Source organism: Luteibacter sp. PvP120 (assembly GCF_054055715.1).
The window spans coordinates 138254-154369 of record NZ_JBSRXP010000005.1 but is presented as its reverse complement, the minus strand read 5'-3'; the positions used below and the strand labels follow the sequence as shown (position 1 = coordinate 154369).

The 16116-nt window shown below is 64.9% G+C and carries 12 protein-coding genes; 1 reads left to right on the top strand and 11 read right to left on the bottom strand.

All coding sequences use genetic code 11. The features are described 5' to 3' along the window. Nucleotides 1–48 precede the first annotated feature (48 nt). Nucleotides 49–948, bottom strand: a complete 900-nt coding sequence (locus tag ACVKN3_RS11930) for a hypothetical protein (RefSeq protein ID WP_354515470.1) — start codon at nt 946–948, stop codon at nt 49–51. 248 nt (nt 949–1196) lie between these two features. Between ACVKN3_RS11930 and ACVKN3_RS11925 the strand changes: the two genes are divergently transcribed. Next, nucleotides 1197–1520, top strand: a complete 324-nt coding sequence (locus ACVKN3_RS11925; RefSeq protein ID WP_036143256.1) for an H-NS histone family protein — start codon at nt 1197–1199, stop codon at nt 1518–1520. A 78-nt stretch (nt 1521–1598) separates the two neighbouring features. On the opposite strand, the gene ACVKN3_RS11920 is transcribed toward ACVKN3_RS11925, so the two are convergent. The 10 genes from ACVKN3_RS11920 to ACVKN3_RS11875 all read right to left on the bottom strand — a co-directional run bounded on the left by ACVKN3_RS11920 (nt 1599) and on the right by ACVKN3_RS11875 (nt 16096). Next, on the bottom strand, nt 1599–5321 hold the full coding sequence (locus tag ACVKN3_RS11920; RefSeq protein WP_354515473.1) for a hypothetical protein: 3723 nt from the start codon (nt 5319–5321) through the stop codon (nt 1599–1601). 137 nt (nt 5322–5458) lie between these two features. After that, nucleotides 5459–6742 carry a threonine/serine exporter family protein gene (locus ACVKN3_RS11915; protein WP_285404015.1) on the bottom strand — a complete coding sequence of 428 codons (1284 nt, stop codon included), beginning with the start codon at nt 6740–6742 and terminating at the stop codon, nt 5459–5461. After that, nucleotides 6735–7187: an NfeD family protein gene (locus tag ACVKN3_RS11910; protein WP_285404016.1), complete on the bottom strand. Its 453-nt coding sequence runs from the start codon at nt 7185–7187 to the stop codon at nt 6735–6737. The genes ACVKN3_RS11915 and ACVKN3_RS11910 overlap by 8 nt, the downstream gene beginning before the upstream one ends. A 4-nt stretch (nt 7188–7191) precedes the next feature. Further along, the gene (locus tag ACVKN3_RS11905) at nt 7192–8163 is read right to left on the bottom strand and encodes an SPFH domain-containing protein (protein ID WP_285404017.1); all 972 of its coding nucleotides are present in this window, start codon (nt 8161–8163) and stop codon (nt 7192–7194) included. 51 nt (nt 8164–8214) lie between these two features. After that, nucleotides 8215–9606 (bottom strand): sensor histidine kinase, encoded by a 1392-nt coding sequence (locus ACVKN3_RS11900; protein ID WP_354515476.1) that lies wholly within the window; start codon nt 9604–9606, stop codon nt 8215–8217. A gap of 11 nt (nt 9607–9617) precedes the next feature. Then, nucleotides 9618–10952 carry a sigma-54-dependent transcriptional regulator gene (locus ACVKN3_RS11895; protein ID WP_285404018.1) on the bottom strand — a complete coding sequence of 445 codons (1335 nt, stop codon included), beginning with the start codon at nt 10950–10952 and terminating at the stop codon, nt 9618–9620. A 75-nt stretch (nt 10953–11027) separates the two neighbouring features. Continuing rightward, nucleotides 11028–12245 carry an ABC transporter permease gene (locus ACVKN3_RS11890; RefSeq protein ID WP_354515479.1) on the bottom strand — a complete coding sequence of 406 codons (1218 nt, stop codon included), beginning with the start codon at nt 12243–12245 and terminating at the stop codon, nt 11028–11030. A gap of 1 nt (nt 12246) precedes the next feature. Continuing rightward, nucleotides 12247–13548 (bottom strand): ABC transporter permease, encoded by a 1302-nt coding sequence (locus ACVKN3_RS11885; protein ID WP_354515481.1) that lies wholly within the window; start codon nt 13546–13548, stop codon nt 12247–12249. Nucleotides 13549–13563: 15 nt separating this feature from the next. Continuing rightward, complete coding sequence (locus ACVKN3_RS11880) at nt 13564–14778, bottom strand: ABC transporter permease (RefSeq protein WP_354515483.1); 1215 nt, start codon at nt 14776–14778, stop codon at nt 13564–13566. 10 nt (nt 14779–14788) lie between these two features. Further along, complete coding sequence (locus ACVKN3_RS11875; protein WP_354515485.1) at nt 14789–16096, bottom strand: ABC transporter permease; 1308 nt, start codon at nt 16094–16096, stop codon at nt 14789–14791. Between the last annotated feature and the right edge of the window lie 20 nt (nt 16097–16116).

Here is a 16116-nt window from a genome sequence, read left to right as displayed (position 1 = left end):
GAGGCCCCGGCGCATCGCACTGGCGTCGTCAGCCTCAGCGACATCGCATCATTCCACCGCGGTATTGATCGCCTTCGCGTAATCCGCCGTGGTCCGGCCCGACGCGGAGCACTTCTGGATATCGTCGTACAGCCACATGAAGCCACCCGGGATACCGGCGCTCTGCTTCCACGCCGCCATCTTCGACTGCACGGCCGCCGGTGAATCACCGGCCGAGCAGCCGCTACCATTCTTCGACCACAGCCCCGGAATCACCGGCATGCCCAGCGCACTCGTCCACTGCGCCGGATTGTTGCCCGTCCCGCCGGCATAGGCCTGCAGGTAGATCTTGTCCACAGCGCTACCCAGGTTGGTCTTCAACGACGCCCAGAAGCTGCGATTGGTGTAAGGCGCAAACGTGATCTTGTAACCCAGACCAGCCAGCATTTTTCCGAAAGCCGTCGCGGACGCCAGATCGTAAGCGCTCTCGTCGTCAAAATTGGCCGCATCCGCCCCGGTAATCTGCTTGAGCAGCTGGAAATTCCGGTACAGGATGCTGTCCGGGCCAGTGCCGGAACCCGCGCCGGTGCCGTTGACCAACGCCTCAATACTTTCGAAATCCGTGGTGCCGCCTGCCCCGATCGATACCTCGATGCGATTGACCGAGGTGGGCGCCTGTTTAAGGGTCGCCAGTTCAGCCGACCAGCCGGTATTCGGACCGATATAGCTGCCATTGCTGATAAGCGGTTCATCGTTGAGGTGCAGGTCGCCGTTGGTATCCACATGCACGCTCCACAACATCACGGTAGTGAATCCGGACGCGCGAAGGTCGTTCATCACAGCGGTACCGCCGCTGTAAAAGGGGCCACCGCCGTAAATGGCGGATTCGGCGAGGGCGCTCCCGGAAAGACAAAGGCTACCGGCGAGGATGAGGCCTAATAGGGATTGACGTGGACGCGCGATAGACATGACGATTTCCTTGTTGAGGAAGACGAGGGCCGGCGATCACAACGGCCGGCGATCGAGCTGAATTGGGCCAGATAGCCCGTCATGAACTGTAGGACTAATCCGATAATTTAGTGCGATAACGTCGAGCATCCCATATGGAGTTCCCATGGGTACGCCAATTAGGTCACAATTACGCTCGTTAACCCTTTCCGGTTAATAGCCTGATTAACCGGGCAACCACCCTCTTAAATCACCACCGGGAGATGCCCATGGCCATCGATATCAAGAATCTCAACCTCAACCAGCTCAGCGAGTTGATCGCCAAGGCCCAGTCGCGCCAGAACGAAATGCGCAAGGACCGGATTTCCGACCTGCGCGATAAAATCAATGGCATGATCAAGGCCGAGGGTTTGACCTTTGATGAGGTGTTCGGCGTACGAGCCCCGAAGTCACGTCGTACCGGCACGTCCGTAGCGGCAAAGTACCGCAATCCGGACGATGCCGAACAGACCTGGTCGGGTCGCGGCAAGCGCCCCCGCTGGTTCAACGATGCACTGAAGGCTGGCAAGAAAGAAAGCGACCTGCTGGCCTGAGCCTCACGCTACACCGAAGAAGCACGACCGACGCCAGACGGCTTGCCGTACTGGCGTCATTCGTATCCGCTCCCAGCGTCAGCGCTTCACGAGTGGTGGAGCAACGCTGTCACGATCGATCGTCCCCTCATCCCTCGCTATCGAGAAGCCCTCAAGCTCAAGGGGGTAACGCGTCGAATAGGCCGCTTTCCTGGAAAAAACACTGATGGTGACCGACGACGATGTCGCAACGAACGATGTGTGGTGAAATCGACCCGCTATGTACCGGTCACGCACGTCCGTCGCACCTGCCACCTCGATATCAACGCCCGGCTGAAAGTACCGGGTCACGGAAATAATCGTGTACCGCTTTCCTGGAACGGTCATGACGTCGAATTCGAGCAACAGACGACGCACCTGGTCCGCAAGATATACCGGCGTGCCCTTAATAGTCGCCGGCTTCAACGGATACCCTGTCGGGCCTGGCCGGCTATAGGCAAGCAGGCGATTTTCCGCAACGCCGAGGAATCCCGACCAGTGATAATGCACGAGATCGATAAACGCACTGTCCGAGTTGTTTGTCCCGCCAGACCCACCGCCGCCCACTCCAGCGTCTCCCGCGCCGGTATCCCCGGTATTCCCCGAGCCACCTGTGCCGGCATTCTCCGAGCCTCCCGTATTACCTGTGCCGTCCGTACTACTTGCGCCGTCCGTACTACTTGCGCCGTCCGTACTACTTGCGCCGCCGGTACTACTTGTGCCGCTCGTATTACCTGTGCTTCCGGCGCCAGCATTACCGGGAGAAACACCTTCGCCCGAGCCGCCCGCGCCGTGCTTCGTCAGAATCACCGTCGCAAAGAAGTCCTTTTTCCGGTTGCACAAACCTTCGAAGTCGAGCTGAAGCGGAAAGCCCTGTCGTTGCACCACGTCCTGGAGCCAGGACCGTGACAGCGGGAACCGGATGGTCGTCCCCAGGTCGCGTGCCGTGATCGCGTACTTGTCTATCACCGTGGCAGTGGCGGAAGCCGTGGCGCTTACGCCGGTCATTCGCGTCGCTGCGACCACGACATGAATGCGGTCGCCGATGGCCATGCCCGTCCAGGGTTTCAGCACTAACGTCGCGTCGTTCTCCAGCCTCGTCATGTCCAGATAGGGCGTGGTATTGCCGGCGTAAGTGCGGGCTTCCTCGATCGCAAGCGACGGACGATCCTCGACCGGGGGCAACGGTGGTCCGCCGCCTGCCTCGGGATTTGTGGCCGCCCCCGCTCCCTCACTCGACTTCCGTACCTCGTCGAGATTGACCACGTTGACGACGGCCACGGGCAAGGTCATGTAGCGAAAACCGGCCGCTGCCAAGGGACGCTCGATGCTGACGACGATCTCGATGTCGGTGGCAGCGACCTTGGGTTGCCCGAGCAGCCACGACCTGGGCAAGCGAACGGCGACGCCCTTCTCCAGATGCGAGGCGGTCACCACCATGGCGTCCGCCAGATCGATGGTATCGGCCAGCAGGATCGAATCGATGAACCCGCGTGCCGACACCGTCAGGCGCTGGCCCGCGCGCATGAACGGCCAGCGCGGGACCCGGACGGTAAGGAACTCCGGGAGCGGCCGGTTCATGTCCAGGAACGGATGGCCCTTGCCGCCGGGTTTTTCCGTGGCCTCGTCGATCGACGCCTTGGGCAGCCGGGGATCGTTGGAGTTGTAGCCCCGAAGGGGAACGGACAGGGTATCGGAGGTTCGCGACAGGCCGTCGCGGGTGACGACGTAGCGGGCTTCGAACACGCCACCCAGCGCAGGGATGAGCTGGTCCGCACTGACGCTTGCACTCGCATGACCGGTGGCCGCGGTCGCCAAGAGATCATTCCATGGCGATCCAGGAACACGACACTGGAAACGCACTGCATCGTCTGGACGCACGTCAGCCGTCGAGGGCGTGGTGAGCGTGATGCCATCGGCCGACCGGGTGACATCGAGTGAGTCGCCATTCAGTGCATCGGTATGCGGTGGTGGAAGGTCGCCGATGGTCGCCGCAGCGATACGGACGGCCAGGGCTTTCGCGGGTAAGGGACCGATCACCGTCCCGTGGCGTTTCACCGTGTAAACCACCGATATCGTCTTGCCAGCGTCCTTTGCCGCCTCCTGCCGAGGTACGTCGAAGACCATGGCCCGCGGTGGCACGCCTTGCACGACGCACGATCCCGAGGCCCTGCCTGCCCATTCCAGGGATACGTCATCCCCATCCTGGAAGAGGCCGTTCGGCGTCAGCACGACTTTTACCGACGCATCGCGCAGCGCAGATAACGCCAGTTCGTTGTCGGCGGATGCCTGCGGCAACGCCAGGTCGGGCCAGGATATCGCCGCGGGCGCCTGGCGCAGGTTTACGGTAGCGACGCCGGAAAGCCATGTCGCCTTGTCCGCGTTGGCAAAGGCGACGGTTAGCCGCCATGTCTTCGCACGCAGTTCCTCGAGGCGACCGCGCGGCAGCATCCAGACCAGCCGATCCTGATCGTCCGCCTGGCCAACGGTCATGCTCATTTCGAGGCTCTGGGCCGATTCGTCGCTGCGCATCCGCAGGGTAGCCACCCACTCGGCCGGAAAGGTCGACCCGACCGGCATGCGTACCTCGATGTCACCCTTTACCGTGGCCAGGTCAAGCACCCCATCCACACTCTGTGGCACATCGGGCGCGGGAGGGACGGCGGCCTCACCGATAATCGGTCGGGTTCGGGTCGCCGACTCACGGATGCTCGCGCCGCGCTTCACCACGTAACCGGCAAACACCGTTCCGCCCACGAAGTAAGCCAGCCAGCTGCGGAGAATGCTGAATTCGTACCGCGTCATCACGGGGCCGTCCGGCGTCGAAAGGCCTTCCGTCCGGGGATCGTCGGGCATGCCACCGCCAGCGAAGGTGGTCTCCAGATAAGGATTGAGGACCAGGCCGGTCGAGGTCGTACCCGTGAGCGTCAGGGTAATCTCGTCCCCGTCGACGACATCGGGATACGCCACCTCGACCGTCACCGTCGAAGCCTGGCTATCGTAGTCACTTGCAGGCGCGCGCCCCAGATCCAGCTGGCCACGCGCATTGACACCGGCAAACGTGGGCATGGGCAGGAGCGTGTCGAAAACGGCGTTGACGTCGACGGCCGGCGCCTTGCCTGACGTATTGCCGACGCGATCGCGAATGTCGTACGACACCGATACGATGCCTTGCGGCGATGCCGCGATCACGGCCCACGGAACGATGGCCTCGACCGGACGCCCCACGACAACCGTCGCCGGATCGACCTCAACCACCTCGCTTCCCCAATACACGGCAGGCCGCGCACCCTCCTCCATGTTTTCCCAAGCGGGAATGGACAACGCCAGGTCCTGTCCCTTCGTCAGCCCGTCGGTACCTTCGATAGGCCTCAGGTTTTCGTTGACCGCCGTCATGTCGGTAGGCGAAGGTCCCTCGCCGCCAGGACGGGTGAACTTTGCATCCAGGGTGAGCGAGGGTGAACGCCGCGCCTGCCGGGTATCCGGCTCGCCCACCGTCTGCACCACGTAATACACCTCGATGCTGCCCGGGTGTCGTTGCAGCACCGGCGGCGGCACCGCGAAGTCGATCCAGTAGTTGTACCAGGACACTTCGGCCGTATCGATCCGCTCGCCATCCCAATAGAGGTGGATCAGGTCGCCGGTATTCCTCTCGGACGTGGATACCGTCAGCAACATCCCACCGACATCGGGTGACAAATGGGAGCGGTTGACTACCGCAGGGACGTCCGTGCCGAGCGCGGGCCGCGGGTAGGTGGGGTCGATCGTGAATGTGTCCGTCATGGGGATGTCTCGCTCCGTGAGTCCGTCGTGTTTCAGCCTGCGTCGTGCAGACCGTCTCCCCAGCGTAGGAGCGAGCCCCCGCCACCACCATCGTCCGGAAGTCGTAGGATGAGCGTAAGCCGATTCGGCAGCCCTGGTTACAACGACCGGCGCGGCGCCACGATCAGGTCACCGAACAACAGGCCGGCCACCAGCGACACCAACAGGGTCACGCCCAGCAGCCCGGTATCCATGCCCAGCGATGCATCGTGGTCGAGCAGGTACGACACGCTGCGGAAACTGACCGATCCCGGCACCAGCAGGATGATGCCCGGCTCGCGGACCACCGCGCCGGGCTGCTTCGCGTAGCGCGCGTAGACGTTGCTCAGCGAGCCCAGCAACAGCCCCCCGACGAACACACCGAACGGTGCCCCCGGCAGCGAGCCGGAGATGCTGCCGCCCCAGCGCGTGGCCAGGTAGCCCACGATCACTGCCCCCATGACCACCAGCCAGTCACGGCGCGCGGCGCGGAACAGGATGGCGAACGAGAACGCACCGATCGCCAGCATCGGCCAGTCTGCCCAACCGGGTAACGGCGCCAGCGCGTAGTCGCGCGACACGATGCCGAAGGCCTCACACAGTTGGCTGGCCGCCACCGTACCGAAGGTCAGTTTCAGCAGCGTGGCGATGGCCCCGCCCATGCGGGCCACGCCCGCGACCAGGTGCTGGCTGGAAATCTCGCGCACCGCCGTGGTCAGCGCCATGCCCGGCATCAGCACGATCAGGCTGCCGAGGATCACCGACTTCACCGCCAGCGGCACGAGGTAGGCGCTGACCACGATGGCGATCGCCGTGGCCACCATGGCACTGATGGCGTCGCTGGCCGTAGCCAGCCGCGGCCGGCTGCCCGAGGCCACCGTGATCCAGCCGATGATGACGCCGATGAATCCCGCAGTGATGAGGTCGGGCCAGGCGCTGTGCAACAGCAGGCCGACGACCGTAGCGGCACACAGTCCGTAGCTGGCGATGACGCCCAACGCCGCGCGGGAGGTCTCCGGCGCGCCGAGCTTGCGCAGCAGGTGGAAGCCTTCGCGCAGTTCCATCTGGCCGTCGATCACCGCGTCGGCGATGCGGTCGGCCTCGCACAGGCGGGCCAGGTTGACGTCGCCTGGGGGCAGCCGCATCACCTGGGTGACCTGGGCCACGCCGTCGTCGCCCTGCCCCAGGTCGGCGAAGGACACGATGATGGCGGTGGGACTGGACCAGACTTCCGCCGACAGGCCCAGGCGCTGTGCGGACCGGGAAATGGCGGTTTCCAGGCGTGGTGCCGTGGTGCCGTACTGGTGCAGGCGACGGGCGAGCTCGGTCAGGAACGCGATGCGGGTGTTGATCGCCGTGGTGGCGAAGCTCACCGGGACGGTCAGCGGTGCGGTGTCAGGCAACGTCCGCCGCCTTCACGCGAAGGGTGGTGCCGTCGATGCCGACGACTTCGACGGTGGCGCCCAGCGGCAGGTCGGGGCCGGCAACCAGCCACATGCCGTCACCGACCCTCGCCTTGCCGCGGCCCTGCACGATCGGCTCGCACAAGGTGTAACGCTGCCCGATCAATTGCTCGCCGCGCCGGTTCAGGCGCTCGTTACCCGCCGGAGAGCGGTTCAGGCGAGGCCGCAGCCACTTCCAGTAGAGGAAGCACGAGGCAAAGGCCAGCACCACGAATACCACCGCCTGCGCCAGCACGGTGAGGTCGGGTATCGCCAGCATCACGATGCCCGTGACGGCGGCGGCGATGCCGATCCAGAGCAGGAAATAGCCCGGTAGCAGCACCTCGCCGCCCAGCAGCAGCAAGGCGGCGATCCACCACAGGTAATGCAGTGCGATCTGGCTCATGGCGTCAGCGCGGCAACGGTGGGGTGCGGTTGGCGGTGCCGGTATCCGCCTGCGCACGCTGCTGTTGCTGCGTGGCCAAGGACGACTTGGCCAGCTCGGCGATGCCCGCCAGCGAGCCGAGGATGCCCGTGGCTTCCATCGGCAACAGCAGGGTTTTCTGGTTGGGCGACTTGGCCATTTCCTTCAGGGCCTCGACGTAGTTGTTGGCCACGAAGTAATTCAGCGCGTTGACGTCGCCGTGCGAGATGGCATCGGACACCATGGAGGTGGCCTTGGCTTCGGCCTCGGCCAGGCGTTCGCGGGCCTCGGCCTCACGGAAGGCGGCTTCCTTCTTGCCCTCGGCGCTGAGGATGGCGGATTGCTTTTCGCCCTCGGCCTTGAGGATGGCCGCCTGGCGGAAGCCCTCGGCGTCAAGGATGTTGGCGCGCTTCTCGCGCTCGGCCTTCATCTGGCGCGCCATGGCGTCCACCAGGTCGCGTGGCGGCGAGATGTCCTTGATTTCGATACGGGTGACCTTGACGCCCCAGGGATGCGTGGCTTCGTCGATCACGCCGAGCAGCTTGGCGTTGATCGCATCACGCTGGCTGAGGCTCTCGTCCAGGTCCATGGAGCCGAGCACCGTGCGGATGTTGGTCATGATGAGGGCCAGCGCCGCCCCTTCGAGGTTGGCCACTTCATAAGCAGCCTTGGCCGCGTCCAGCACCTGGTAGAACACCACGCCGTCCACACGGACTACCGCGTTATCCTTGGTGATGACGTCCTGCGAGGGGACCTCGAGCACCTGCTCCATCATGTTCATCTTGCGCCCGATGGCATAGACGAACGGAATCAGGAAATGAAGGCCCGGGCTCAGCGTGCCGGTGTACTTGCCGAACATTTCCACCGTCCACTCGTAGCCCTGCGGCACGATGCGGATCAGCTTCGCCAGGATCGTGACGGCAACCACGACTACGACCAGCGCGACGATACTTCCCATGACCTGTTATCCCTGTCCGAGGTGTGTTGCCCGGAGTATAGGCGAAGCGGGTCAGCCGGGACCGGCGGGCAGCGCCAGGGTGACGCGCAGGCCGCCGCCCTCGCGGTTGGACAGGGCGATGCGCCCGCCGTGGGCCTCGGCGATCTCCCGCGCCAGCGCCAGGCCCAGGCCGGTACCCGCGCGCTTGGTCGAATAGAACGGCAGCAGCGCCTGTGCCAGTACGGTGTCGCTCATGCCGGGTCCCTTATCGGCGACCTCGATCAGTATCTCGCGTCCCAACGCGTGCACCGCCAGACTGACACCGGATGCGTCGCCGCCGGCCTCGTGCGCATTCTTGATGAGGTTGATCAGCACCTGCTCGATCTGGCTCGCGTCGAACCAGCCGTCCCGTTCCGGCACCGCCGCGGCCAGTTGGAACTGCGCATGCAGTGCCAGGCCGTCGAGGAACGGCTTCCAAGGCACGGAGGCCGCCTGTGGCGCCGGCAGCTTGGCGAAACTGGCATAGCCCGAAATGAAACCGTGCAGGTGCTTCGCCCGGTCGCCGATGGAGGCGAACACGCCCGGCAGGCGTTCCAGGTCACCGCGCCGTGCCAGTTCGGCACCGGAATAGGAAAGCGACGAGATGGGCGCCAGTGAGTTGTTGAGCTCATGGCTGATGACGCGGATCACGCGTTTCCAGGTGTGCACTTCCTGGCGCGACAGTTCACGGGTCATCCGGCGGTAGAGCTGCAGGCGGTGTGGTCGCCCCTGCAGGCGGAAACCACGCTGGGAGAGGTGGAAGGTTTCCTCGCTGCCCTCCATCTCGACGTTGAACAGCGCATCCTCGCCCGCGGCCGCGGCGGCGCGCAGGCTTTCGGGCATGGCGTCCAGCAGCGTCTGGAAATCCAGGCCGGCCAGCGCGCGACCTTCATTGAAGAGCTGACGCGCGGCGATATTCGCGTAGGTAACCTTGCCTACGGTATCGGTGAGCACCAGGGCCACGGGCGTGTTCTGCACCACGGTGTCCAGCAGCAATTCACGCTGCGCCAGGTGCTGGCGCTGCTCGCGCAGGGTCTGGCCCAGTTCGTTGTGCATCCGGATCAGGTCACCCAGTTCGTCGTTGCGCTCCGACCGGATGGAGATGCTGAAGTCGCCGTCGCGATAGCTGGCCACCGCGCTTTCCAGCGCACGCATCAGCCGGCGCACCGGTTCGATCAGCACGTGGGCCATCAAAGCGGAAAGCGGCACCAGCAGGACGAGGCAGATCAGCAGGGCCGTAGTGGCGTCGAAAGTCTCGACCGGCACCGCTGGCAGCAACTTGCCCGATTTGGCGGGCACCGTGCGCATCCAGGTGACCAGCTGGGGGAAAGGCCAGAAGCATATCCCGGCGAACACCAGCGCACCGACGATGGCGGAGGTGGCCACCACCAGGGTCATGCGCCCTTCCAGGGTCAGTATGCGCATGCGGTGGCTCGTCAGCCCGCCAGCCCGTAGCGTTCCATGCGCCGGTAGAGCGCCTGGCGTGAAAGGCCCAGGCTGCTCGCCGCGCGACTGACCACGCCGCCGGCGGACGCCAACGCCGTTTCGACCGACTCGCGGCTGGGCTCATCCAGGCTGCGGCCGGGGCTGGCTACCGGCGGCGGCAGGTTGAGGTGCACGGGCTCGATGCGCCCGTCGGGCGCCAGCAGCGCAGCGCGGGCAATGGCGTTTTTCAGTTCGCGCACGTTGCCCGGCCAGGCATGCCCCAGTAGCGCTTCGCGCGCGTCCTCGCTGAGCACGGCGCGACCGTCGAGGAAGTGCTCGGCCAGGGGCAGGATGTCGTCGCTGCGCTCGGCCAGCGGCGGCAGGTTCACGTCGATCACGTTCAGGCGGTAATAAAGATCCTCACGGAAGGTGCCCGCGGCGATCATCGCCTTGAGATCGGCATTGGTAGCGCTGATGACGCGCACCTTGACCTGGCGCGTACGCCCCGAGCCCAGGCGCTCGAACTGGCCGGTTTCCAGCACGCGAAGCAACTTCATCTGGCCCGGCAGGGGCAGGTTGCCGATCTCGTCGAGGAACAGCGTGCCGCCATCGGCCATCTCGAAGCGACCCTCGCGGGCCTTGTTGGCGCCGGTGTAGGCACCGGCATCGGCACCGAAGAGCTCCGCCTCGATCAGTTCGCCCGGCAAGGCGCCGCAGTTCACCGCCACGAAAGGCCCGCGGCGAACAGCCGAGTTGGCATGCACGATGGCGGCGACGCGCTCCTTGCCGGCGCCATTGGGGCCCGTGACCAGCACCGAGACATCCGAACGGGCAACCTGGCAGGCCAGTTCGATGGTGCGGCTCATGGCTTCGGAGGCGAACACCAGGCCGCCGAGGTCGTAGCGGCTCTCCAGCGCCTCGCGGCGACGGCGACGCTCCACCCGCACGCGGGTGACCTCGCGCGTGGATTCGGATAGCTCCAGCAGGTTCTCCACCGTGGCCAGCAGCTTGGTGTCGTCCCAGGGCTTGGCCAGGTAATCGGAGGCGCCGGCCTTGATCAGTTCCACGGCAGCTTCCAGATGCGTCCAGGCCGTCAGCAGGATGACCGGGAGATCCGCATGCCGCGCGCGGATGGCCTGGAACAGCGCCACGCCCTCCTCTCCCGACGTGGTGTCGGCGGTGAAGTTCATGTCCTGGATGACGACATCGACACGCCCGGCGGCCAGCAAGGCCAGGCCCTCTTCGGGGGTAGTCGCCACGAGCGGGTGGATGTCACGCAGGCTGAGGACGAGCGAAAGCGCTTCACCCACGGCCGGGTTGTCATCGATGATCAGTACGCAGCGCATCTTTTCCCTTTGCATGCAGCCATGGATGCTTCCCCGGGCAAAAGGGTTGCATGCGTTTCGACACTTTCCACCATTCTAGCCACGAGTGGCCACGACCGGGGGAACCGCTGCCGCACGCAAGGCCGGCGCAAGCACGGCCACTTGTCCCAGCAACCAGAGCACCACGGCCCCCGCGGGCAGATAGGCGGCCGGCAGGCGTGGCGCTTCGTACTGCCACATCAGCAGCAGGTTGATGCCGTAGGCCATGACCATGCCGATACCGATGCCGATGCTGGTCAGCAGGAAGTTTTCGGTCTGGAAGTAGCGCAGCACGTCTACACGTCGCGCCCCGAGCGCGCGGCGCACGCCGATCTGACGGCGTCGCTGCCCCACCCAGAAGCTGGCCAGGCCGACGATACCGAGTGCGGTGACAGTCAGCAGCGCCACGCAGACGCCGACCAGGAGAACGGCCATGGCGCGATCACTGGCGAAGAACTCATCGCGGATCTGCCTGTAGGTCTGCTTTTCGGTGATCACCCGCCGCGGGTCGAGCTTGCGCAGGGTAGCGACCGCTGCGGCAAGCACGCGGTCTGCCTCGCCCGGCTTGACACGCAAGACGAAACCGGCGCCCCAGACGGGGGACTCGCGCAGTGGCGCGATCGTCGTCAGGCCTATCGTCGCACGGTCGTCATGACCCGCACGCGACAGGCGTGCGACGACGCCTACGATACGCATCTCGTTCTCGCCGACGAATACACGCCGCCCGAGGGCGTGCCCCTCGGGGAACAGCGTCTCGGCCGTAGCCATCGAGACGATGAGGGCAGGGGCAACCTTGACCCTGGCGCTGACCACGTCATCCATCCAGGCGTACTCATCGGGACGGAACCAGCGACCCGCGACCAGCTGCAGGCCCAGGGTTTCGCCGACGCCCTCACCGTAGAAATTGCCGGTATTCACGCTCGACTCGCGCTGGTTGCGCTCCAGGGTGATCCCGCCGTTCCAGCTGCGGTCGCCGAAGGGCAGCGAATTCATCACGGTCGCGGCCTGCACCCCGGGCAAGGCCCGCAGCGCCGTCAGGTCGGCTTCGGTGCGCGCATGCACGTCGCTGCGCGTACCAATGTCACCCACTTCCATCCGGACCAGCTGGTCTTCGGCCACGCCGCTGGGCGTGTCCATCCAGTCCAGTCGATCGCGCACGAGGAACACGGCATTGCAGACGATGGCGCAGGTCAGTGCGATCTGCAGGATGAGCAACGTGCATGTGATGCGGTGGCGCTTCAGCGTGGAAAGGATGGGGCGGATCTGCAGGTTCATATCATTGGCTCTTCAGTTGCAGGCCCGGCGTTACGCTGCATGCGCGCCACGCGGGCAACAGGCCGGCGACAAGCGCGGCCAGCACGGACAGCACCAGCGTGGCGGCGAGCATCGGGGCATCCATGTGCGCGAGCCGCGCGGAGTCGTGCGGTTGCATCCGGACCATCGCCAGCCCGGCGGCCGCGAGCAGCAGGCCGCCCAGCCCTCCCGCCACCCCGATCAATCCGGCTTCGGTCAGCAGTTGGGCGAACACGCTGCCGCGCGACGCGCCAAGCGCGCGACGCACGCCGACGTCACCCGAGCGACGCATGAACCTGGCGAGCATCAGGCCCACCGTGTTGACCAGGCAGACCACGAAGAAGCCCAGCGCCAGCCACACCTGGAGCCGAACGTCGCTGGGCACCACTTTCTGCTCGTCGAGGAAATCCATCAGGCCGGTCAACTGGGCAGGCACAGGCCTAGCGAAGCGCCCCGATCGCTGCTGCTCGCGCGCATAGCCATCGAGATACCGACGATAAGCGGCCACCCCTTCCGCGCTGTCGATCTGCACCCAGTACTGCAACCAGGTGCACGAGGCACGTTCCATGTCCGCCTCCGCCGTCGATCCCTCGCCCCAGCAACTGATGCCGCCGGCGCGGGTCATCGCCAGTGCACGGTACGTCGAGAGCGGTACGAACACGGCTTCGCTGCCGGAATAGCTGCCGGTGTAGATGTCATAGAAGTGAGGCACGGGATGCCACGGTTCGAGTACGCCGATGATACGCAGGTCCGCGCCATTGGCACGCAACGTACGGCCGACGCTATTGGCGCCAGCGAACAACCGATCGTTCAGCTCCGAACCGATCACGACGACACGGGCACGCGACTCGTCATCCGCGGCCGACCATCCCTGGCCGTAGCGAAAGCGCGGCTGGAACATCGGAAAAAAATCGGCGGTCGTATAACGCGCGCGCTCGAAGAAGGGGTCCATCCTAGGATCATCGGGCTGCACCGGCACGGTGCCGCCGACCATCAACGCCTGACGTTCGGCGCGGTGCTCGCGCAGCATCTGCATGCCGTCGGTCCAGCTGACCTGGATAGGCATGTCCCTGTTCTCGGCATGGTCCAGGCCGCGTGGGTCGAGCCGGGGCATGTAGATCGACCCGCTGCGTCCCGGCAGCGGATCGCCCGACATCACATGCAACACCGTCAGTGTGGTCATGCTGGCACCGATACCCAATGCGATGGCCACGACCATCAGCACCGTGAGTGCCTTGCTCCGCCTCAGCCCGAGTACCGCCAGTTCCAGGTAATAAGCGAACATCGGTCGTCCTTCGACTCAGACGCTGCGCGTCGCTTCGACGGGCGATACCCGTGAAGCGCGCAGGGCCGGCGCCAGCACGGCGGCCTGGCCAAGGCCCAGCAAGGCGACCACGCCGACCATGACATAGGTAAACGACAGTCGCTCCATCTCGAAGTGGGTGACCATCCACTGGCTGAGTCCGACCGCCAGTATCATGCCAACGATCACTCCGACCAAGGCGATCAGGAAGTTCTCGGTCATGAAATAACTGAGGATATCCCTGCGCCGTGCTCCCAACGCCCGCCGCACGCCAATCTGCTTGCGCCGCTGACCCACCCAGAAACTGGACAGCCCGACGATGCCCGCCGCCGTGATCGCCAGCAGCACGCCGCACACCACGCTCATCAGGATCGCCATGCCACGATCCGCCTCATAGGCATTTGCACGCATCATCTCGAACGTACGCACGCCGTATTTCTCTGGCAGCACGCGCATGCGGTTGGTGTCGTAGAGCACCTTGGCTACGCTCTTGAACACCGCGTCCTGCTGCCCGGGCTTGGTCCGTATGGCGAAGGTCTGCGCGCCGTCGTTCATAGTCACCGGCATGATCGTCACGTTGTCGTGGAACTGCGAATCGACCCAGGGCACGGTCAATCTGGCTACGATGCCGATAACGGTAGAGGGCTTACCTTCCCGGTAGTAGACCACCTTGCCCAGTGCGCTGCCGCCGGGGAAAAGCTTGTCGGCGAGTGCCTTGGTGATGATGACCTGGGCGGGCGTGGGCATGTCCTGGCGCGCGACACCCACGACCTCGCCCGCGGTGAAATTCCGTCCGGCCACGAGCTTTACCCCCAGCGTCTTCAGGGTGTGCTCATCACCGAAATACAACCCCGTCTGCGGCCCGTTCTTCGTTTTCTCCGGGGTGCTCGATACGGCCGTGGACCAGCCGCCCCTTCGCAGAGGTAAGGAATTGGTGACGTAGGCATCTTCGACACCCGGCATGTTGCGTATCGCCCGGATATCCGTGCCGATCAGGGGCAGGAAGCTGGAAGGTGCGCCCACATAGAGGTTCTGCACCACCACCACATCGGACTCGACCATGCCTGTGGCGCGATGCGCGCGCTCGATGCGTTGGTTCACGATGAACAGGGCATTGCAGACGATGGCTAGCGTGAGCGCGATCTGCAAGGCGATGAGGATGGTGCCGGACTTGTGCCGGCGCAACGCCGAGAGAATGGGACGAATCTGCATGGCGTGATCCTCAGTTGGACTTCAGCTGCCAGGCCGGCTGCACTTGCGCAGCACGCCAGGTGGGATAAAGGGCCGCACACACCGAAGCCACGACGGACACCAGCAGCGTGAGCATCACCAGCACCGGGTCCAGCGTGGCCAGGTGGGCGATACGCTCAGGGAACACCAGCCCGATGCCGAGCACACCGACGCCGGTCAGGAGCAGGCCCAGCAGGCCACCGACGATACCGATGGTGCCGGCCTCCATGAGGAACTGGGCGTAGATGTGCAAACGCGAGGCACCCAGCGCCCGACGCACGCCGATCTCCGGCGCGCGGCGCATGAACTTGGCCAGCAGCAGGCCCACCGTGTTGACCAGGCAGATCACCAGGAAACCGAGCGAGACCACTAGCGACACCTGCGATTCCTGCGGCACCACCTGCTGGAACGACAGCCAGTCCACGACGTTGCGCAACCGGCCGTTCGGCGCCCACCGGAAGCGGCCGGCGCGCTGTTGCTCGGCGGCATAACCGGCGAGGTACCGGCGGTAGGATTCCGCCGCGGCGGTCGTGGGCAGTTCGACCCACAAGGACAGCCAGATGCATTCCGAGCGGAGGTAGTTATCCCAGCCTTCGCCCGGATCGGATGTGCAGTTGTTGTTGCCGTTGTTCGGCAGCTTCAGGTCCAGCGCGCGAGTGAACGGCACGTAGACCGCGGCACCCTCATTGAAGCCGCCCGTATTGGGCACGTCGAAGAACACGGGCTGCGGCGCCCAGTCCTGGATGACCCCGGTAACACGGAATAGGTGTCCGTCGAGGTTGATCTGCTTGCCTACACTGTTTCCGCCGTTGAACAACGTGTCGTTCAGCGATTTCGAAATGACCGCCACATCCGCATGACGCTCGTCGTCTTCCCGCGTCCATCCCCTGCCCTGCAGGAACGGCACGTCGAACATGGGAAAGAAGTCGGCCCCGGTTGCGTATGCACCCTTGCGCACCGGCAGGCGTGTCGGATCGTCGGGAATGACGGAAACTCCGACGGGATATGTCACAGTCTGTCGTTCCGCTTGGCGTGCGCGAAGCAATGCCGTGGCATCGGTGTACGACAGCGCCTCGGGCGGCTCGCCCTTCTTCGTGTTCTCCGGCCCCCAGTTGTCCACCTGCACGTTGTAGAGCACGTCGGATTTCTGCGGGATGGGGTTGCGCGACGTGGCGCGGAACACCGAATACGTCGTCATCGACGCCGCCACGCCGAACCCGATGGCCATCACCATCAGGGCGGTGAGCACGGGATTCCGGCGCAGGCTGCGCAGGCCGAGTTGAAAGTAGTAGCTGAACATGGCGCATTCCCCCCGGGAGC

Excerpts from the sequence above, each read along its gene's own strand:
- ACVKN3_RS11930 (WP_354515470.1), bottom strand. The coding sequence starts at position 948 with ATGTCTATCGCGCGTCCACGTCAATCCCTATTAGGCCTCATCCTCGCC.
- ACVKN3_RS11925 (WP_036143256.1), top strand. The coding sequence starts at position 1,197 with ATGGCCATCGATATCAAGAATCTCAACCTCAACCAGCTCAGCGAGTTG.
- ACVKN3_RS11920 (WP_354515473.1), bottom strand. The coding sequence starts at position 5,321 with ATGACGGACACATTCACGATCGACCCCACCTACCCGCGGCCCGCGCTC.
- ACVKN3_RS11910 (WP_285404016.1), bottom strand. The coding sequence starts at position 7,187 with ATGAGCCAGATCGCACTGCATTACCTGTGGTGGATCGCCGCCTTGCTG.
- ACVKN3_RS11905 (WP_285404017.1), bottom strand. The coding sequence starts at position 8,163 with ATGGGAAGTATCGTCGCGCTGGTCGTAGTCGTGGTTGCCGTCACGATC.
- ACVKN3_RS11900 (WP_354515476.1), bottom strand. The coding sequence starts at position 9,606 with ATGCGCATACTGACCCTGGAAGGGCGCATGACCCTGGTGGTGGCCACC.
- ACVKN3_RS11895 (WP_285404018.1), bottom strand. The coding sequence starts at position 10,952 with ATGCGCTGCGTACTGATCATCGATGACAACCCGGCCGTGGGTGAAGCG.
- ACVKN3_RS11890 (WP_354515479.1), bottom strand. The coding sequence starts at position 12,245 with ATGAACCTGCAGATCCGCCCCATCCTTTCCACGCTGAAGCGCCACCGC.
- ACVKN3_RS11885 (WP_354515481.1), bottom strand. The coding sequence starts at position 13,548 with ATGTTCGCTTATTACCTGGAACTGGCGGTACTCGGGCTGAGGCGGAGC.
- ACVKN3_RS11880 (WP_354515483.1), bottom strand. The coding sequence starts at position 14,778 with ATGCAGATTCGTCCCATTCTCTCGGCGTTGCGCCGGCACAAGTCCGGC.
- ACVKN3_RS11875 (WP_354515485.1), bottom strand. The coding sequence starts at position 16,096 with ATGTTCAGCTACTACTTTCAACTCGGCCTGCGCAGCCTGCGCCGGAAT.